We start from the raw sequence: 18,274 nt of genomic DNA on the forward strand, positions 1-18,274 counted from the left end.
GCATTAGCGCCAATCTGCTTTACTGTCGAAAAAGCGGATAGTCCCATGCTTCTTCGACTGATCAAAGTTCTGGTCTCCTTGGCGTTCGGCGGTTTTGCTGCTCTGGTCTGCTTCAACAACTATCAGGATGCACCGGCCAATCTGGCGTATATTGAAAGCGTCATTTCCATGGTGGACACGTTCCCAACCAGCCCCAAATTCCGGGCTGTGTTCCCTCTGGAAACCGCGCCCACTTTCCTCACCATTATTCTGGCCATAGAAGGTTTCATTGCTCTCTTGCTGGTTCTGGGAAGCTTGCGCATGCTGGCCAGCATTCATCGGCCAGCGGCCTCATTCAATCGCTCCAAATCCACCGTCTCCTTCGGCTTTTGCATCGCCATTCTGCTTTGGTTTGGCATCTTTGTAACAGGAGCAGGAGAGTGGTTCCTCGCATGGCAATCTCCGCTCGGGAGAGGGGCCATAGACACCTCCTACAACATCAGCATCATCGCATTTCTGGGGCTGATCTTCGTGAACCAGAAAGAGGAAGACCACGGCTGAGACGGTGGGAGACCATGAGATCCACCCCATTAGATGTGACCTGAGACTATCCATCTGAGGCATTTGAAGGACTGCTTTTGCCTAGGAATTGTTCCACGTTTGAAACATCGACCACTTGTGGTGACGGGGAACAGACATGGATACAAGCTTTGGGAGGAATGTATTTTCTGGCCAGCCAGCAGCTTCAAACAGGAAGCCACACAGGTCCATACCCGCGCGTTTTCTTGATGATGACTACTTGATTGGCCTCGGCCTCGCCCTGCAAAAAAAGAAGGGCAACGAGTACCTGACAGGAAGCGGCAACACTGTTCAACGCAAAATTGCCAACCAACCGCAACGGGTGACGCTCCAATACACCAACAAATCCTTCTATTTCTCCTCCATCTGTGATGGTGCCATCGTGGTGTTTGATTATCTGCCGCAAAATGAAAGCATGGCACATTTCAATGAATACGCCCATGTCGGCAAACGCTTCGCCACAATCAAGAAACCGCAGATCTGCGAAGTTCATCGTGTCGCTGAAGAAACCAATGCCGCCAACGCCATAGACCTGCTCCTCGCCGACTACCCCGGCAACCTCACCATGCTGCACCCACTCAAGACCAACAAATGGTTCAACAAAGACCGCATAGATTGGTACGCCCGCCAAGGCGGCCGCCACTACCGCATAGAAACCTCAAACCTCGGCTCAAGCCTCTATCAATGGAAGGACAACCAACCCCTCCTGCGCTTAACCCCCGAGCAGATCTTGTTACACACGCAGATTCGCCTGCAGCGTAATGGCGGAGAAAACTAGCCTAACGGCGCCTTATGCAAACGTGCTCTGGTGATTTTGAGCAGATCAGCCGTTTAAACGAGTAGCCTGCGTCATAAAAAAAGCGGCCAATTAGGCCGCTTTCTACGTCTCGGGTTTTTAGTGCTAATCCTCAGGACTTCTTCACGAATTCCGTCAGAATAACAATACGTTGGTCGTTGACACGGCCTTCGATGTGCTCTGCATTATCCTGCACCAGAGTAATGTTCCGCACCGCTGTGCCGCGCTTGGCAGTGAAGCCCGCGCCTTTGACTTTGAGGTCTTTGACCAGCGTCACGGTGTCCCCAGCAGAAAGCACAGCGCCGTGCGTATCCTTGTGCACGATAGCGTCTTCATCCTCTGCCGCTGGCATACCGGACTGAGCCCACTCAAGCGTTTCCTCATCCAGATACAGCGTATCCAGTAGGTCTCGTGCCCAGGCCTCACTGGAGAGGCGGCCAAGCAGACGCCATGCGCTCACCTGAACCGCTGGCTCAGTGCTCCATGCGCTCTCATTCAGGCAGCGCAAATGGTTCACATCCAGCTTAGCTTCACTTTCCAACTGTGCGGAGCAAGTACCACAAACCAAAATGGATTTCTCTACACTGCCATCGCTATCCGGACCAACTGCGACTGCAGCAAGATCCTCTGTCGCACCGCAAAGCTCGCATTTATCGTCTGCGCGGCTGCGCAGGTCATTCTCAAGGGACATATCTACGTACCTTTTCATAGTCGCATTTGCCAAAAACAAAGACCGGCCTCATAAGGGCCGGTCTTGAATCTTAGTATTACTGCAGCTCTAATCGGTGCTCAGTCATCCATCTTCAGCGCTTGAATGAATGCTTCCTGAGGGATCTCAACCTTACCGAACTGGCGCATCTTCTTCTTACCCGCCTTCTGCTTGTCCAGCAGCTTGCGTTTACGGGAAGCATCACCGCCATAACATTTCGCGGTGACATCCTTACGCAGCGCAGAAAGTGTCTCACGTGCAATCACGCGGCCACCAAGCGCTGCCTGAATAGGGATTTTGAACATGTGCCGCGGGATCAGCTCTTTCAGAACCTCACACATCGCACGACCGCGTTTATCTGCCTGTGAGCGGTGAACCAGCACGGAGAGCGCATCAACAGGCTCATCGTTCACCAGAATAGACATCTTGGCCAAGTCACCAGCACGGTATTCGCTGATTGTGTAATCAAACGAAGCGTAGCCTTTGGAGATGGACTTCAGGCGGTCATAAAAGTCAAAGACCACTTCGTTGAGCGGCAAGTCATAAGTGACCATTGCACGAGACCCAACGTAGGAAAGGTCAACCTGCACACCACGGCGATCCTGACACAGCTTCAAGATGGCACCGAGGTACTCATCCGGTGTCATGATGTTCGCGCGGATCCAGGGCTCACGGATCTCTTTGATCTTCACAACATCCGGCATATCAGCAGGGTTGTGCATCTCAAACTGAGAACCGTCTGTCATCTCCATCTCATAAACAACAGATGGCGCTGTTGCGATCAGATCAAGGTTGAACTCACGGGACAGGCGTTCCTGAATAATCTCAAGGTGCAGCAGGCCAAGGAAACCACAGCGGAAACCAAAGCCAAGCGCAGCCGATGTTTCCATCTCATAAGAGAAGGATGCATCATTGAGGCGCAGCTTGCCCATAGCAGAGCGCAGGTCTTCAAAGTCGTTGGCATCCACCGGGAAGAGACCACAGAACACAACTGGCTGAGCAGGCTTAAAGCCCGGCAGTGCTTCTGTGCAGCCCTTTTTATCCGTAGTTATGGTGTCACCCACACGAGTATCAGCAACTTCCTTGATGGAAGCTGTCAGAACACCAATTTCACCCGGTCCAAGACGGTCCGTTGCAACGAAGGCTGGGGTCATCACACCAACGCGGTCAACTGGATAAACAGCGCCCGTGCCCATCATCTTGATGGAGTCGCCTTTTTTCAGTTCACCGTCGATAATGCGAACCAGAACCATCACACCAAGATACGTATCGTACCAGCTGTCCACCAGCATGGCTTTGAGCGGGCCATCCGGATTACCTTTTGGTGCAGGAAGCTGTTTGACGATTGCTTCCAAAACATCAGGAATACCAAGCCCGGTTTTCGCTGAAATCATCACGGAGTCAGACGTATCAAGCCCGATCACATCTTCGATCTGTTCTTTGATGCGATCCGGCTCGGCGGCAGGCAGGTCAACCTTGTTGAGAACGGTCACGATATCGTGGTCGTTGTCGATCGCCTGATAGACGTTCGCAAGCGTCTGCGCTTCCACACCTTGGGAGGCATCAACCACCAGAAGGGAGCCTTCCACCGCAGCAAGGGAGCGAGAAACTTCATAGGCAAAGTCCACGTGACCTGGGGTATCAATCAGGTTCAGCGTGTACTCTTCACCGTTATCTGCCTTATAGATCAGGCGAACGGTTTGAGCCTTAATGGTAATGCCGCGCTCCTTCTCGATATCCATGGAATCGAGAACCTGCTCCGTCATCTCACGATCAGTGAGAGTGCCGGTAGACTGGATGAGGCGATCGGCCAGGGTGGACTTACCGTGGTCGATGTGCGCGACAATCGAGAAATTGCGAATATTGGACAAAGTTTTGGTCGTCATGGGCGCTCAATTACCACTGCTTTGCTCTATGGCAAAGCACATAATAAGCGCCCACGCGCTTTTTTGCCGTTTTCCAGCCAATAAAGTGAATAGCAATTGGCTTTCTCTCAGATTTTCGCTGCTATCTGGCTAAAAGTGATACTCAAAGCCAAGACCAAACAAATGAGCTGACATATCGGTCGACGCGTTGCCAGAGCCGGAGATATTGTCCGTTGTGCTCAGTGAGAAATCCGCTGTCTGGAAGAACCCATATTCAAGTGTTGCTCCAAGTTTGGGGTTAATCGCTATGGTTACCCCTCCGCGAGCCAACAGGGCCCCCACCGTCGACTGGCTGCCTTTGATTGTGAACTCATCCCCGTTAATTGTGCCATTGATAGTCCCGATGACAGGAAATGCAGCCCCAATGCTGATCCCAGCAAAGGGAATGACCTTTTTGGTGAGGGGAGATAGGGGCGCAGAAAGAATAACGCCGCCCATCACATAGGCGGCGGCTACAGTCCCACTACCACCGTCCACCCCGGAAAGGTTAGAAACGCTATTGCTGATGTAACCAGTATCCAGCTGAAGTTTGACAAAGTCCCCAGCCGTTACACCGCCAAACGCAGCGGCATTCCAGCCGATATTGTATTCGAAAAATTTTGTCCGCCCAGTCCCAGGTGTATAAAAATCACCATCAGGTGCGTAAGAAACAAAGGCCTTAGCACCTGCATAAGGTTTGAGTGGAAACATGCCCATCGCCGCCTTTTCAGCCGCTGCTGCAGCTGCTTCTTGCGCAGCCGCCGCCAAATCCGCAGCATAGGAACGGGCAGAGAGTGCTCCTGTCGCCAATAACGCAGAAACTAACATGATCACAGTAGAGGAAAACTTTCCCATTGCGCACTATCTCCTGAAGTCCTGAAAGGGAGATTCGCGCAAATAGACAAGTCTTACCAAATAATTAATGATGTAATTCACAGAACATGTAAAATATAGGTATCAATTACAATGATATAACTTGTTTGGTATCTATGAGGTCTGATGATATTACCAGTAGTCGCTACGCGCAAAACAAGGCGGCAACCTGCCGCCTCTGTCAATAGTGAAAATTAGCAAAGTTCTTACATATGTTACCCGCTAAAAATCATAGCGAAGACCAACGCCGATAAGGTGAGTTTCAATGTTTGTTTGCAAAGTGTTTTTTGAAGCTGTCGGTGGGGTCGAGTTGACGCGGGTGATGTGCTTCACATCGAAATCACTTGTTCTTAGATAGCTATAATCTGCAATCAGGTGCACATTCTCAATCATTTCATAAGCGACACCACCGGAAAGCTTGAATGCAAAGGCGTAAACATCCTCTGTTTCCATCGTGCGTGTTTGTGTGTGAGGCGAGCCTGATACATTAACTTCAGTTTTCTGCATGTTTGGTTTGGCAACACCAATACCACCACCAGCAAAAACTGCGATTTGATCATTTAGGGGCAAGTCAAAAAACACTGAGCCCATCAGGTAGGAGGTTGAGAAAGATGTGCCTCCTCCTCGTGTCAAGATAAATGCGTTACTGTCAATATCTTCAATAGTATTTCTTAGATATCCAAGCTCTGCTTCGAGGCGAATAAACTCATTAAGTCTTGTGCCAACAGCACCGCTAACCGCCCACTCGTCAGAGAAGTCTGTCGAGTATTTGTCCAAAGGATTATTGTCGACAGGGTCGTAGGAGCTCCGCATGGTGAATGCAGTTGCGCCTTTGAGGGTGATGTACATGCCACTGTCTTGAGCCTGCGCAGTGGATGCTCCGGCAATTATTAATCCAACGCCCGCAATAAGGGTGGAAATACACAGAACCTGTTTCACTTCAAATACTCCAGATATGAAAGTGTAAGCAGGGTGATATTCAAGGAGTGAGATAATTGCTGCCGAGTAACGTGTTTACTCTCTGTTAAGTAACGACTACCCAAGGGTGCAGTAATTAATTGATAACCTTAAAATCAACCATTGAAATTTGATGTAATGATCAAGAACTATGGTTAAATTTACGTAAAATAATCTGATAATTAGTAAATTTCAGCTATCTGATGTCTGCTCGGTTTTGACTCCAGGTCCCAGACTATCCTGCAATAAACTCAAGTGTTTGCGTGCGGTGTGTTCTTGAGGCCTGTCGTAAAATATGACAATTCTGCTGAAAGTTAAGGCGTATCTATCAAAACTACGCAAAAAGTAGATTTCCGGGGCAACACGCATACCTTCACTCTAGCGTTATTTGCCCAGGGTATTTTAAAGGGGTTTCCATGAAACTGCGTCATGCAACCAACTCTGATCTTCCTGTCATCCTGGAAATTCACAATGATGCAGTCAAAACTCTGGCTGCAATCTGGACGGATGCGTTGGAGACTTTGGAAGACCGTAAGACCTGGTTCGAAAACCGGATTGCTGGCGGGTTTCCGATCATCGTGGCTGAAGACGACAACGGTAATGTGCTGGGATACGGCAGTTATGGCCCGTTCCGTGAGAAGCCAGGCTATAACAAAACCATGGAGCATTCAGTTTATGTAACGCCGCAATCTCGTGGAAAAGGGGCAGGATCCGTATTGCTCGAAAAACTGATCGAACTTGCAAAACAAGATCAGAAACACGTCTTAATCGGTGCCATCGACAGCGACAATAAAGGCTCAATCCGATTGCACGAACGCTACGGCTTCAAAGTCAGCGGAGAGCTCCCCCAAGTCGGCTTCAAATTCGGCCGCTGGCTGGACCTGACCCTGATGACGCTCATCTTGAACAACGACAAAGCCCCAACTGCGTACATGCATGATTGAGGAAAAAGGGAGCGATAGCGCTCCCCGATATATATGTCCAATCATAGAAGATTGAATGGCGAATATCTTTAGGGCCACGTGAAGTAGAAGGCCAGATTTTTGGCAACTTGCACATAGTACGCGTTGTGGCCTGTTCTCTTATCAATTGAACGACCTTCGTCATTTACATAGGTGAGATCTGCGAACAGACTATCAGCACTCGCATACTCTCCAACGTGAGTAATCGAAGACATTCCTACGACATACTCTCCATCAGGATTTAGATAGACGATGTAATCAGATTTTGTCTCAAACCCATAATCCGCCATATCTTCCATCTGGAGCGTGCCGTCTTGCATCGCTTTTTTTATCTCGATTGCAATAGGATCGCCGGTCTTTGCACTGGCATTGATTGCGCTCATAACCTCTCGGAAAACAACTTCACTATTCGGATCTGTCCAATCTTTGGATATATCAAAGAATTTCTGAATAGCTTTAGCCTTACGGTCTTGTTGCGATAGATATGACTGTATGACGTTGTCCATTGCGTCAAGATTAAGCCCAACAAGAACTTCAAAGATTTTGCTTATGGCTTTCTTCGCTGGGTCGTTGCTGTTTTCAGCCTCAGTTTTTGCATTTTGACTTTTCTGACGAAGCTCGTTGTCTGGCGTAAACCGAACAATGTCTTGAAGCAGACCAATCGCAACTTCGTCCTGCGTCATAACTGGAGCAGGGTCATAATTTCCGGCAAAATTAGTAAATGAAAAGGATAAGCGAACGCCACTAACATCCATAATGAATACCTCTACAGAATATCAATAAATTGCTATTGAAATCAGCATGCGCACTGAAACAACAGACATCATATCTGTAGGTAGCAAAATCTAGCTCTTACATGAGCTGAGAAATAAGTAAACGTGTTTGTATGTGGAGTCAAATACTTGAATTTATTTGATTCTACTACAATTTTAATGTTGTAAGCGTGTTGGGTGTGTTTTAGCAGGTTGGGCGCTGTTTACGTATTTATATAGAGCTTACTATGAATGATCATAATTCATCTATGTCATGATGCGTTGATTATGAATACTCTGTCAGTTGGCTAGCTCGAAGAATACCGATTCTGCCGACACCGCTTGTCTAAAAAGTGCAAATCTGTACTGAGCAACCACTCATCTCATAAGATGGTGGAGTAAAAGAACTCAGTAGTTTGCTTGCAAACGTGCGGGGGAATTCTCTACGGCCATGAATATGGTTTTTCTACCTCAGCCTCTGCTGAAAGGCATGGATTAAACACCAGCACATGAAAGCAGTCCCCGCCAAGCACACTGGAGATTGCGAGTTCAATAGCATCAGCAGGATGCCAACCTTACTCCGTCCGTAGCACTTTTGCGCAGCTGTTAGGCAGGTCGGCAACAGCTAGCGGAGGCTTGGGCTTGCGTGGTTTTGGTTTTTCACCTGGTTTCGGCTTTTTTGGAACCCAGGGAGCATCAGAAAGCCAATAGGTCAGCTCCTTATCGCAGCCATCACCAGCAGGTGGCACGGCCTGATTTTTACACTGTGTGCTGCCGTCTGGGCAGGCCATCCGCACGTGGAAGTGATAGTGGTGCCCCCACCAGGGCCGTACTTTGCGCAACCAGTCGCGATCAGCACTCTCAAACTCACACAGTGCTTTCTTGATTGTCGGATTTACAAAGATGCGAGCCACACCAGCGTCCTGGGCAGCGCGGCGGATCAGCTTCGCATGGGCATCCGTCCAGCGCTTCGGGTTGACGCGGCGGTCCGCCCCCGGTTTGCTCAGGTTGCCATTCAGCATGGAAACTGCACTCTCTGACTCGCGTTGTTTGGCGCTGAAGCGTGTGTCTGGCATTTGTCTCAGCCAGATATCAGCATCCAATCCAATCTGATGAGAAGCATGACCCGTCAACATCGGGCCACCGCGCGGCTGCGAAAGATCGCCAACCAGCAAGCCATTCCAGCCCAGATCTGGCGCATCGGCAGCCAGACGCTTCAGGAAATCAATGAGAACAGGATGCCCCCAATTGCGATTACGAGACAGGCGCATGACCTGCCAGTTCTCACCGTCTTCAGGAATGGAGATAGCCCCTGCAACACAACCTCTTGCATAGCTGCCAAAGGAGAGAGGTTTCGTTTTGGCAGGCGTTTTCTTGTGCCCGAAGTGATACTTGGCAGCTCCCGGAAATTCGGGCTGCTTTTTCAGGGCTTCGCGATAATCCTCAGCAGAGAGCGGAGGCTTCGTGTCAGGAAGAGGCACAGCATGAGCACCAGCAGAAAACAGGCTCACAACAATTCCACCAGCCATTAAGGCAATCGTGCGCTGATGACCTCTCAACCCAAACATGATCCCTCCGATGGATCCACGGCTATAGCGTGAATCACTTTCACTATTCGTCCTAGTGGTTGTAGCAGGGGCGGAAGGATTGTGAAGCCTAAAAGCCGGGGCCATCCTGCCTTTCTTCCATGATGTCGGCCAGTTTGTCCAGCTCATCTCCATGGCCGGAAAGGAGGTCATCTGCAATGCGGTTGAGCTGAAGCACTTCGCCCGGGCGCACGCTGTAAATGTCACTGCCAAAGTGTGGAAGGTCAGCGTTGAGGCGAATGTACTCAATCCCTGGCATGTCTTTAAACAGCACATCAGCATACTGACCCGTGGAGGCTGTTTGCCCATGCATGTAGCTGGAGAGCAGGGGCGTACCTTCTTCAGGAGAAAGCCAACCGCTTGTGCCCCAGTTCACTGCCTGGTTAAAGCTATGCTTTTCTTCAACCGGATTACCTGAGCCAAGCGAGAGAATAATGATGTCTTTGGGTGCCCATCCATGACGGCGTGCCTCTGCATAGGCTGCAAGAACTGGGTCATTCAGGAAGCCGGCAGCGTCAATCATGATTTCTTCATCGCCAGTCGTCAGGTTCTCAACGCGGGCTGGTTCAAACCACGATGGGGAGGAGGTCGTGGCCCGCACAGCTTGCCAGAAATAATAATCGTCCCGCCCGCTTGTGTTGTTGCTCATGGAAACGACACGGCGGTTTTTCAGATCATACGCGGTCAGCAAAATGGCGGTCATACTGCAAGAAAGTGCACTCCAGCCAATATGCTGCTTGATGGCTTGTTCAATGGGACGCTCTTGAATGCCTTTATTGAATTGTCCGAAAGTATGGTAGAGGCGCCGAGGCAGCCAGTGCCTGCGGTTGTTCATGTAAAGCTCGCGGGCTTCGATCTCAAAAAACTCTTGCAGCTCGCTGAGCGTCATCGCTGGCTGGCCGGATTTGTCACGGTCTGGGTTCGGTGCCGTCAGCCCGGCAGCAATCAGGCCGCCACTGGATGTTCCGCAGATCAAATCAAAGTATCGGCAAAGGGGAGCGGATTTTCCGCGCTCATATAATTTGGTCTCAAGGCCGCGCAGCAGACGAATTGGAATAAGGCCGCGTGCTCCGCCACCATCAATGGAAAGGATAATGCGTTTTCTTTTTTTCATAGACAAACCCGATACAGTGATCTTGTGTTTTAATTTGCTCTTATACGTATCGAGTTTGTCCAAAAATGAGGTGAAGAGATGGCACCTGCGCCCGCACAAATCCAAGCACTTGCAATTGCAGTGAATTAAGGGTTAAGCCGCTTCACTCACAAGGGTGAGGGATGCTGCCACCTTCGCAATTCTGCCACCAAGTGCTTTGGCTGTATCTTTGTCGGCTTTCGGTGGAACAACCTCCGGTCCTTCGTCCGCATTGGCCTGTGCCATGACGCCGAGTGTGCTGCCCAAACGGTTGAGATCTTCCTCAGAACCTGTGCTGCTGTTGTTGCCGGGCATCAGATCCAACCCAACCCAGATCATGCCATGCTGAGCAGCAAACACGCTCAGCTGTGTCAGCGTGCCAAGTTTATCGCCACTGCGAGAAGCCGATACTGTAAACGCACCTGCAACTTGATCGACCCAGCCACGTTCCATCCAAACTTTAGAACTGGCATCCATAAAAGCTTTAAACGGCGCACTCGCACTGCCCATGTATGTTGGCGAACCAAAGATAAGGGCGTCAGCCGCCGCCAGCTTGTCCCAGTTCACATCATCCAATGTGCCGACTGACATCAGCTCAGCATCTGCACCAGCATCCAATGCACCTTGCAGCACGGCGTCTGCTAGGACTTGAGTGTGACCATACCCACTATGATAAACGACGATGACCTTGCTCTGCACGCTCATTGCAAATTCCTTTTTCCTGCACTGTGAGATCGACAGCACCTGTCTATTCAGCTATGTGACATTCGTCTAATGCATGTAAGGTATAGTCATTATGCGTCAGGTGAATTTACGCAATGTAGATCTGAACCTTCTCGTCGTTTTGGAGAAGCTGCTGGAAACACGCCACGTGTCTATTGCTGCCACGCAATTGCACATGAGCCAACCCGCAGCGAGCCGTGCTTTGCAACGCCTGCGTGATGCCCTGCAAGATCCATTACTGGTTCGCATTGCCGGAGAGTATGAACTGACGGAAAGAGCCATGGAGATCCAAAGGCTACTCCCCTCTGCTCTGGCAACCATAAAGGACGTCATCGCTAAACCGCAATTTGACCCGGCCACTGCGGAAGAAACCATCCGCTTTTCAGGCCCGGAGCTGGAGGTAAACCTCTACGGGCCGCCACTGCTACAGCGTATGAAGCAGGATGCTCCCGGCTTAAAGCTTGAGCTGAAAAGTGACATCCGCAACCAGTTCGAACCGTTGGAAAGTGGAGAGGCGCACTTTGTCCTGTCTGGCCAAACCCCAGCATCAGCGACAAGCCAGCTCCATCGTTTCTCGCTGGGCCGCTTCAGTTACGTCTGCCTGATGAGCAAAGACCACCCGCTTGCAGGCAAGCCTATATCGCTCGAGGACTACCTCAGTCAGGATCATATCTCGGTTATGATCACGGGTTCTGGGCACAGTATCATTGACGAGAAACTGGTAGTTATGGGCCACAAGAGAAACGTCGCGGTAAAAATCGGCAGCTTCTTCGCGGCCATGCACTTCTGCGGCCAGTCCGACATGCTCTTTCTGGTGCCTTCCATCTTCGACACCCAAATCTACACCGGCCACAAAACCATTCCCTCCCCAGTGCCGGACTTCCTCAAAGACCATCACCAGGAATTCTTCCTCTACTGGCACGAGCGCTACCACCACGACCCAATGATCAAATGGACCCGCGACCTGATGAAAGAAACTACGAAGCAATACCGGTAGCTAAAGTGACGATGTATGCCACGCACTTAAAAACTGCTTGAGAACCTGACAGCAAGATCGCCTCCAAGCTTGTCCTGATAACGGGCCGAAAAGACCTTCCCCAAGACCTCAACGCGGCTTTGCTCAGTCATATTATAGGCTGCACTTGCTTCGGCAACAAAACGAGCTCTGTTCTTTGAACGCTCTGCACCAACAGAAAAATGTGCCAGACCGGGGATATTGGTAGAAGCTGATACTTCAACATCATCTGCAAAGAAGTCCACTTCCCCTTGCAAAGCAAAACCGAGTTCCAGTTGCTCAAAAACAGAAAACCGGGACCGGAGGCCAAAAATACCAGCGGCTGCACTTGTCGAGTTACCGTGAATATGGGCGATGGTGTCCAGCTCTGTTTGCTCGTCATATCCAGCTTGATAGGTGTTCTCCCAATATGCACCGATATAGGGGGAGATCATGAAATTCTCTGAGAATTGATGATCTGCAATAAGTCGTGCGCCCACAGTCCTGCTGCTGAAATGAGTGGAGCCCCTTCCTACCTGTACATCAGTGAAATCTTGCCCACGTGTGACATCTGCATCGCTATAAAGCCATGCCCCATCAAGGCGGGCACGAACATGGGTATCCTTAGAACCGAGAGGAAACGAACCAATCAAATACTCGGCGAATGCACCGACGCCAATACCGTAATTCAAGCCCAACGTTGAACCAGTATTCCCTTCTCCATAGGTCCCAACACTTGCACCGAGTTTGAAAGCATCGCTGATGTTGACCGCACCAGTTAAACTACCACCAAAAGCATTGGTCCCCTGAAACAAACTAGTTGCGCCAGCCCGAACACCCAAACAGGCATTGCGGCCCTGCGAAATGTGGCACTCTTCCTCCCTAAGCTTCCTCGCTAAATGACTATTCAGATCCACGGCATTCGCAAATTCATTTGCGACCTCAATGGCAGAAGCTTGCACGTTAGCAAGATCTTGAATAGCTGTGCGATAAATGAAGGCGCTGTACGTGGTTCCATCATATGAGTAGCCGGTAATCGTTGAACCGTCAGCGCTAATGTCAATCGCATGAGTAGCAACAGCCCCTGTCAGTTGGCCGAGATCTTTCATTTCTCCATTTTGCCATCGAAATGCGCGTGTTCTGGCAGCTCCGATTGAGTTGCCGACAACAACACCGCTGCTATCACTTATCCCCAAAGCATAGGAGTAGGAATCTCCGCGAAGAGTCCCCAAACTTTCAACTTTGCCATTGACCCATCTCGTGGCATTGGGAGTGCTACGGTCTCCAGAATGCCCTACGATGATCCGCCCATCAGCACTTACATCTTTTGCATCAGCCTCAACATCCCCTGTGAGAGGATTGAGTTCTTCCATCAGGCCATTTTGCCATCGAAACGCTCCGGAGATCTGGTTTCCTTTATTTAAAGTGCCGACGACTACGGTTCCATCGACATTTACATTTTCTGCTGCTGCTTCACTAGCGCCCCCAGTCGTACCTAGGTCTTGCATGCTGCCATTTTGCCAAAGAAATGCGCGTGTGAGGCCGCTGGAATTATCTGCGTTGCCCACCACAATCTCTCCAGAGGCATTGGTCGCGGTTGCAAATGCCTCGTTTCCTCCAGGAAGGTGTCCAAGGTCCTGTAAGTGACCTCCCTCCCAACGGAATGCATGTACCACACTCGAATTTGAATATTTTATAGAGTTGCCAATAACAACTTGCCCATTAGCGCTGACCCCTGTCGCAAATGAGCTCGAATATCCTGGAAGATTGCCAAGAAGGACAGTGGGGGACTGAGTTGTATTCCAGACAGCTGCGCTAGAGGCCCCTGCCAGGCCCTGTACGCCAACGACTATTGTCCCATCTGCATTGATAGCGTTAGCAAGAGAGAGAGTTACAGAAGGGTCTTGTGGGTGAGGTAGAGAAGTGACCACCTCCAAAGGTGGCCATTGAAGCTGGCTTTGTGCAAGGCTCGTTGTGACGGTAAAAGGTGACCAAAGTAAAGTAAGCGCCAAACCTGCTAAACGAAATTCTGACGAGAAAGGTGAAAAGTGCATGAGCAATAAGAGTCCGAAAAAGCGAGGCTCAATCTTGGCCGCTAATCATCCAAAAGTACCGAGATAGAGAGCACTGCAAATATTTGTTTCATTCACTGATGAGCATAAATTGAAGTCCTGGCAAAAATGAAGTGTCCGACAATTACGGAAAAACTCACAGTTAAGGACTGCCATGAAACACCAGAGAAAATAGTTCGGAGGTCTTTGGGCTCATTTGACACGATGAAGCAAAAGTAAGCCTCACTCATGCGTTGTCAGTGAAGAGGTAATTTCTTTTATTTATCAACAGTTTAAATTCGTCACACAGAAATTATTGTGCTTTGGCCCAATGAATATAAGTATTGAGTGGAGTCCCCTTGCTCCGATGCAGTTCATTCAGCATTTCACTGGGGCTCATGTCAAACTCGCTTCGAAACACCTTGGAAAATGTCGATAAGTGCTTAAAGCCACACGCCTCAGCGAGCTCTCCAATTTCTTTCCGATTTTGCAGGCGTAGGAGCTGGCGGGCCCGCGCTAACCGCATGGTGCGTAGGTATTTTGCAAAGCCTCCCATCGGATCAAGCAGACGGTAAAGGGTACTTCGCGAAATACCCATCAAGTGGGCAAGATCATCACTGCTCAGGTCAGGGTTAGATAAGTTGTGTCGGAGCAGGCCTTTTACTTGAAGCCTGCGGAGATGCTGAACTGAACGGGAAAGTGTAGAGCTGGAGTTTTCATTGTCTTGATGTGACACGATCTGTCCGACCAACTCTGCGATGCAATCAACAATGCTGGTGTATTGATCATCTGTAAGTGTGTTGATCTCTGTGCTGAGACTGAGCATCAATTGCCGAATGATTGGCAAGGGAGCAGCATTACCGCGAAAGATCTGAATAGGGTGGCTACGCTGGGCTGAAATGTAACCACTCAACTTCTCGCGTGGCAGCATCAACTTGCAAAGTTGATAATCTGCGTGATGTGCAGACATGGGCTGTGTAGCATCATAAAAAATCAGATCACCGCTCTGCAGTCCAAAGCTCCCTTTGGAGCATTCAAGTTCGCTTCCTCCGGTATGGCAGTAGAACTGAATGCAATACACATCGATGTTGTCTTGTGCAGTTCGCTTCTCAGTTCGCTCGACATAATAGTGACCACCGGAAATCAGACAAAGGCTGGCATCTGGAAGAAATCGGGCGCTCACAGATGCAGAAAAGTTCTCTACAGGCGGGCAATAGGCTTTGTTCACCACATCCCCGGTAACTGCATGATAGGTTTCTACCCAGTCCCCCCACCGAACGTCTTTTTGCCGATGCAAAGAAATATGATCTGATTTTTTTCGCAAATGAAGATGATGCCAATACGTTGCAACTGATAGTGGTAGTGTTAACACTTGGAAATCGAGGGAGCAAGTGAGTAGGACGCTCTGCAGAATCGTTTCGGACCTACGCTTCAATCTCCTTTAACTGACTGCATGCTTAAATTCTGAACTTGAAGGAGTAAATTTGCAAAATTGATTTGAGATGAAGTAACTCCCCACCTACCCATTCGAAACAAACTTCAGCCCGACGATTGCTGCGATGAGCATGGCTATGAAGAAGAGGCGGAGGAAGGTGATTGGTTCTCCAAAGAGGAAGATGCCAAGGATTGCGATGCCAGAAGCACCGATCCCCGTCCACACAGCATAGGCTGTACCAAGCGGTATGGACACCATGGCTTTGGTCAGGAAGTAAAGCGACAGCAAGGCTGTGATGATAAAGGCTATTGTATAGAGCGGTCTGGTAAAGCCGTCAGACAGCTTGAGGCAGACAGCAAAGGTCATTTCAAACAGGCCAGCGATGATGAGCCAGATCCATGCCATTCAGTTGCCTCCAACGCAACGTCTAAAGCGTAACCTCTGTTCACCACCAACGGTGCGCTTAAGAGAATACGCGATGAAACAAAAGCTTGATGCCGTTTGAGCGTTCCACTCCAAATTTGATCACCTATAAGAAATGCGATTTAAGCCCTCAGTGTAAAGGGCTCTTTCCTTGAGATGGATGGTTTTCTCCACCTTCCACCCAGCGGCGTGTCGCCTTTGCAATGCGGGCGCCATAGGCAAAGGCTGTGTCTCTGTCTGATTGAGGAGGAGCCACTTCTGGCCCTTGATCCATGTTGGCCTGCGCTGCTGCGCCATAATACACGCCAAGGCGATTGAGATCTTTGTCGCTGCCAAAGCTGTAATTATTGCCCGGCGGCATGCCAAGGCTTACCCAGATCATGCCATGCTGGGCTGCAAAGGCTGCCATTTGAAGGAAGACGTTGTGCCGGTCGCCGCTCATGGAACCTGATACGCTGAAACCACCGGCGATCTTGTTGATCCAGCCTTGTTTGTACCAAACGGTTGCAGAGGCATCCATGAAGAATTTGAAGGGGGCAGCCACACCTCCCATGTAGGTCGGGCTTCCAAAAACGATGGCATCAGCGGCTTCCAGAGCGTCCCAGTCCGTGTCCTCATAATCGCTGACAGGCACATAAGTGACCGTGGCACCGTTTTCACTGGCACCACGGGCGACTGCATGTGCCAGTGCCTCGGTATGTCCGTTGGCAGAAAAAAAGGCGATTGCTACCAGAATGTCTTTTGACATGGACCGTTACTCTTCAAAGCCTGTCAGAATTCCGGTCTATTTGGGAGCAAACGCCTTTCAGCTACTCTAAGATAGCTCGGGCAGATTTAGATGTGCTCGATTAAAATTCTTCACGCACATCCCCGTTTGCCTAGGATTCCTTATAGGCTCCGCTGGAATAATGCAGCTCATAGGAGTGGCTGTAGATTTCCAGAATGTTGCCAAACGGATCTTCCATGTAGATCATGCGGTACGGCTTTTCGCCCGGATAATAGTAGCGTGGCTCCTTCATGCGGCGTTTCCCGCCAGCAGCCTCAATCTTGGAAGCCAGACCTTCCACATCCGGGTCCTGAACACAGTAATGGAAGATACCGGTCTTCCAATATTCGAAGTTATTTTCCGGGGTCTCGTTCTGCGCAAACTCAAAAAGCTCCACACCAATGCCATCACTGGTGGAAAGATGAGCGATCTTAAAGCTCTTCCAGCCTTTACCAAACACGTCAGTACACATTTCACCAATCGGACTGTCATCTTCAACAATCTCGCTTGGTTCCATGATGATGTACCAGCCCATCACATCACGATAGAACTTCACTGCAGCTTCTACATCCGGAACGGAAAGACCGATGTGAGAGAAACGTCTTGGATAAGGTGCGGACATAACAGACCTCGCTACGCTAAACTTTACAGGCGGAATGCCTTGGATACGTTGGATGTAGCAATTCTGTGAGAAAACCAAAAATTATCATTTATTAGTTTTATGATAATTTAATGTTATGTATGCTTGGGCCATGTTGAATTCTCAGTGGCTTAAGACCTTCGTTAAACTAACTGAAACTGGTCATTTCACCCAGACAGCCAATCAACTTGGTATGACACAGCCGGGTGTAAGCCAGCACCTGAAAAAGCTGGAGCAGCAAATCGGTGCGCCGCTAATCACAAAAATCGGCAAGGGCTTTGAGTTGACGCGGGAAGGGGAGCTTCTGCTGGGCTTTGCATTGAAAGCAGAGAGGCAGGAAGCAGACCTTCGCGCCGCCATTCAGCAAGATGATCCCAATATCGGTGAAGTCCGCATTGCATGTTCCGGGTCCATGGCGCTCTACCTCTATCCCAAACTTCTCAAGCAACAGAGCGTCCATCCCGGTTTACTGCTGAAAGTCGAAGTGGCTCCCAACCATCGCAGCCTCCAACTGTTGCAAAACAATGAGGTCGATCTCTGCATCGTTACTCAGCAGACTGTTCAGTCCTCACTTGTGCAACACCACATCGGTGATGAACCGCTTTGCCTTGTGGTGCCAGCCGATTTCAATGGGAACCCGTCGGTCTTCGCGGACCTGGAGTCGCTGGGCTTCATTGATCATCCGGATGGACAACACTATGCAGAGCGCCTGCTCACGCCAAATTTTCCAGAGATAAGTGCTATTTCTGCTGACCTCAGAACAACTGGTTACATCAACCAGCTCAGTCAGATCCTTGTACCTGTTGCACAAGGACTGGGATACACGGTTTTACCGGAAACCGCCGTTCGCAGTTTTGAGGCACAAGCGAACATCAGAATTGTGGAGCTGAAAGAGCCCGTCAGTGACCCGCTCTATCTGACAGCTAAAAAGCATCGCACTTTGGCAGCGCGTTATGACTGGTTCAGCAAAAAAATCGCAGAACTATGCGGTCAAATGAGCAGCAGTTAGGCTA

18 protein-coding genes are annotated in these 18,274 nt (G+C 49.8%); 5 read left to right on the forward strand and 13 right to left on the reverse strand.

The window, feature by feature from the left end; genetic code table 11:
• Positions 1–45: 45 nt before the first annotated feature.
• Entirely contained in the window at positions 46–540 is a 495-nt protein-coding gene (locus tag DHN43_RS16705; protein ID WP_108819367.1) for a DUF2165 domain-containing protein, read from the forward strand.
• A 136-nt stretch (positions 541–676) separates the two neighbouring features.
• A complete protein-coding gene (locus DHN43_RS16710) occupies positions 677–1,336 on the forward strand; it encodes a hypothetical protein (RefSeq protein ID WP_108819368.1) in 660 nt (219 codons plus the stop codon).
• Between the two features lie 130 nt (positions 1,337–1,466).
• Here DHN43_RS16710 and DHN43_RS16715 read toward each other — a convergent pair whose 3' ends face one another.
• From DHN43_RS16715 to DHN43_RS16730, 4 genes are all read right to left on the reverse strand, one after another.
• Positions 1,467–2,045 carry a PhnA domain-containing protein gene (locus DHN43_RS16715; RefSeq protein WP_108819369.1) on the reverse strand — a complete coding sequence of 193 codons (579 nt, stop codon included), beginning with the start codon at positions 2,043–2,045 and terminating at the stop codon, positions 1,467–1,469.
• 98 nt (positions 2,046–2,143) lie between these two features.
• Positions 2,144–3,949 (reverse strand): translation elongation factor 4, encoded by a 1,806-nt coding sequence (gene lepA / locus DHN43_RS16720; protein WP_108819370.1) that lies wholly within the window; start codon positions 3,947–3,949, stop codon positions 2,144–2,146.
• Positions 3,950–4,078: 129 nt separating this feature from the next.
• The gene (locus DHN43_RS16725; RefSeq protein ID WP_108819371.1) at positions 4,079–4,822 is read right to left on the reverse strand and encodes an outer membrane protein; all 744 of its coding nucleotides are present in this window, start codon (positions 4,820–4,822) and stop codon (positions 4,079–4,081) included.
• Between the two features lie 240 nt (positions 4,823–5,062).
• Complete coding sequence (locus DHN43_RS16730) at positions 5,063–5,779, reverse strand: outer membrane protein (RefSeq protein ID WP_159096904.1); 717 nt, start codon at positions 5,777–5,779, stop codon at positions 5,063–5,065.
• Positions 5,780–6,213: 434 nt separating this feature from the next.
• Here DHN43_RS16730 and DHN43_RS16735 point away from each other — a divergent pair, with 434 nt between their 5' ends.
• On the forward strand, positions 6,214–6,741 hold the full coding sequence (locus tag DHN43_RS16735; RefSeq protein WP_108819373.1) for a GNAT family N-acetyltransferase: 528 nt from the start codon (positions 6,214–6,216) through the stop codon (positions 6,739–6,741).
• A gap of 68 nt (positions 6,742–6,809) precedes the next feature.
• Here the strand turns inward: DHN43_RS16735 and DHN43_RS16740 are convergent, their stop codons facing one another.
• The 4 genes from DHN43_RS16740 to DHN43_RS16755 form a co-directional block, all read right to left on the reverse strand.
• Positions 6,810–7,514, reverse strand: coding sequence for a hypothetical protein (locus DHN43_RS16740; RefSeq protein ID WP_108819374.1), 705 nt, complete (start codon positions 7,512–7,514; stop codon positions 6,810–6,812).
• A 572-nt stretch (positions 7,515–8,086) separates the two neighbouring features.
• Positions 8,087–9,079 carry a penicillin-insensitive murein endopeptidase gene (gene mepA / locus DHN43_RS16745; RefSeq protein ID WP_108819375.1) on the reverse strand — a complete coding sequence of 331 codons (993 nt, stop codon included), beginning with the start codon at positions 9,077–9,079 and terminating at the stop codon, positions 8,087–8,089.
• An 88-nt stretch (positions 9,080–9,167) separates the two neighbouring features.
• Positions 9,168–10,211: a patatin-like phospholipase family protein gene (locus tag DHN43_RS16750; RefSeq protein WP_108819376.1), complete on the reverse strand. Its 1,044-nt coding sequence runs from the start codon at positions 10,209–10,211 to the stop codon at positions 9,168–9,170.
• Between the two features lie 132 nt (positions 10,212–10,343).
• Positions 10,344–10,934 carry a flavodoxin family protein gene (locus tag DHN43_RS16755; RefSeq protein WP_108819377.1) on the reverse strand — a complete coding sequence of 197 codons (591 nt, stop codon included), beginning with the start codon at positions 10,932–10,934 and terminating at the stop codon, positions 10,344–10,346.
• A gap of 91 nt (positions 10,935–11,025) precedes the next feature.
• On the opposite strand from DHN43_RS16755, the gene DHN43_RS16760 reads away from it, so the two are divergent.
• Positions 11,026–11,949 carry a LysR family transcriptional regulator gene (locus tag DHN43_RS16760; RefSeq protein WP_108819378.1) on the forward strand — a complete coding sequence of 308 codons (924 nt, stop codon included), beginning with the start codon at positions 11,026–11,028 and terminating at the stop codon, positions 11,947–11,949.
• Between the two features lie 26 nt (positions 11,950–11,975).
• Here the strand turns inward: DHN43_RS16760 and DHN43_RS16765 are convergent, their stop codons facing one another.
• The 5 genes from DHN43_RS16765 to DHN43_RS16785 all read right to left on the reverse strand — a co-directional run bounded on the left by DHN43_RS16765 (position 11,976) and on the right by DHN43_RS16785 (position 17,243).
• Entirely contained in the window at positions 11,976–14,000 is a 2,025-nt protein-coding gene (locus DHN43_RS16765; RefSeq protein ID WP_108819379.1) for a hypothetical protein, read from the reverse strand.
• Positions 14,001–14,310: 310 nt separating this feature from the next.
• Positions 14,311–15,294 carry an AraC family transcriptional regulator gene (locus DHN43_RS16770; protein ID WP_159096907.1) on the reverse strand — a complete coding sequence of 328 codons (984 nt, stop codon included), beginning with the start codon at positions 15,292–15,294 and terminating at the stop codon, positions 14,311–14,313.
• A gap of 222 nt (positions 15,295–15,516) precedes the next feature.
• Positions 15,517–15,837, reverse strand: coding sequence for a DMT family transporter (locus tag DHN43_RS16775; protein WP_108819381.1), 321 nt, complete (start codon positions 15,835–15,837; stop codon positions 15,517–15,519).
• A gap of 148 nt (positions 15,838–15,985) precedes the next feature.
• Positions 15,986–16,603 carry a flavodoxin family protein gene (locus DHN43_RS16780; RefSeq protein WP_108819382.1) on the reverse strand — a complete coding sequence of 206 codons (618 nt, stop codon included), beginning with the start codon at positions 16,601–16,603 and terminating at the stop codon, positions 15,986–15,988.
• Positions 16,604–16,733: 130 nt separating this feature from the next.
• Entirely contained in the window at positions 16,734–17,243 is a 510-nt protein-coding gene (locus DHN43_RS16785; RefSeq protein WP_108819383.1) for a lactoylglutathione lyase family protein, read from the reverse strand.
• A gap of 130 nt (positions 17,244–17,373) precedes the next feature.
• Here DHN43_RS16785 and DHN43_RS16790 point away from each other — a divergent pair, with 130 nt between their 5' ends.
• Positions 17,374–18,270 (forward strand): LysR family transcriptional regulator, encoded by an 897-nt coding sequence (locus DHN43_RS16790; RefSeq protein ID WP_208995460.1) that lies wholly within the window; start codon positions 17,374–17,376, stop codon positions 18,268–18,270.
• The last annotated feature ends 4 nt before the right edge of the window (positions 18,271–18,274 follow it).

Source organism: Pseudovibrio sp. Alg231-02 (genome assembly GCF_900143565.1).
Classification (GTDB): domain Bacteria; phylum Pseudomonadota; class Alphaproteobacteria; order Rhizobiales; family Stappiaceae; genus Pseudovibrio.

Coding starts and splice junctions, on each gene's coding strand:
- DHN43_RS16735 (WP_108819373.1), top strand. CDS start 6,214: ATGAAACTGCGTCATGCAACCAACTCTGATCTTCCTGTCATCCTGGAA.
- lepA (WP_108819370.1), bottom strand. CDS start 3,949: ATGACGACCAAAACTTTGTCCAATATTCGCAATTTCTCGATTGTCGCG.
- DHN43_RS16765 (WP_108819379.1), bottom strand. CDS start 14,000: ATGCACTTTTCACCTTTCTCGTCAGAATTTCGTTTAGCAGGTTTGGCG.
- DHN43_RS16750 (WP_108819376.1), bottom strand. CDS start 10,211: ATGAAAAAAAGAAAACGCATTATCCTTTCCATTGATGGTGGCGGAGCA.
- DHN43_RS16760 (WP_108819378.1), top strand. CDS start 11,026: ATGCGTCAGGTGAATTTACGCAATGTAGATCTGAACCTTCTCGTCGTT.
- DHN43_RS16775 (WP_108819381.1), bottom strand. CDS start 15,837: ATGGCATGGATCTGGCTCATCATCGCTGGCCTGTTTGAAATGACCTTT.
- DHN43_RS16785 (WP_108819383.1), bottom strand. CDS start 17,243: ATGTCCGCACCTTATCCAAGACGTTTCTCTCACATCGGTCTTTCCGTT.
- mepA (WP_108819375.1), bottom strand. CDS start 9,079: ATGTTTGGGTTGAGAGGTCATCAGCGCACGATTGCCTTAATGGCTGGT.
- DHN43_RS16780 (WP_108819382.1), bottom strand. CDS start 16,603: ATGTCAAAAGACATTCTGGTAGCAATCGCCTTTTTTTCTGCCAACGGA.
- DHN43_RS16790 (WP_208995460.1), top strand. CDS start 17,374: ATGTTGAATTCTCAGTGGCTTAAGACCTTCGTTAAACTAACTGAAACT.
- DHN43_RS16710 (WP_108819368.1), top strand. CDS start 677: ATGGATACAAGCTTTGGGAGGAATGTATTTTCTGGCCAGCCAGCAGCT.
- DHN43_RS16715 (WP_108819369.1), bottom strand. CDS start 2,045: ATGTCCCTTGAGAATGACCTGCGCAGCCGCGCAGACGATAAATGCGAG.
- DHN43_RS16705 (WP_108819367.1), top strand. CDS start 46: ATGCTTCTTCGACTGATCAAAGTTCTGGTCTCCTTGGCGTTCGGCGGT.
- DHN43_RS16740 (WP_108819374.1), bottom strand. CDS start 7,514: ATGGATGTTAGTGGCGTTCGCTTATCCTTTTCATTTACTAATTTTGCC.
- DHN43_RS16755 (WP_108819377.1), bottom strand. CDS start 10,934: ATGAGCGTGCAGAGCAAGGTCATCGTCGTTTATCATAGTGGGTATGGT.
- DHN43_RS16725 (WP_108819371.1), bottom strand. CDS start 4,822: ATGGGAAAGTTTTCCTCTACTGTGATCATGTTAGTTTCTGCGTTATTG.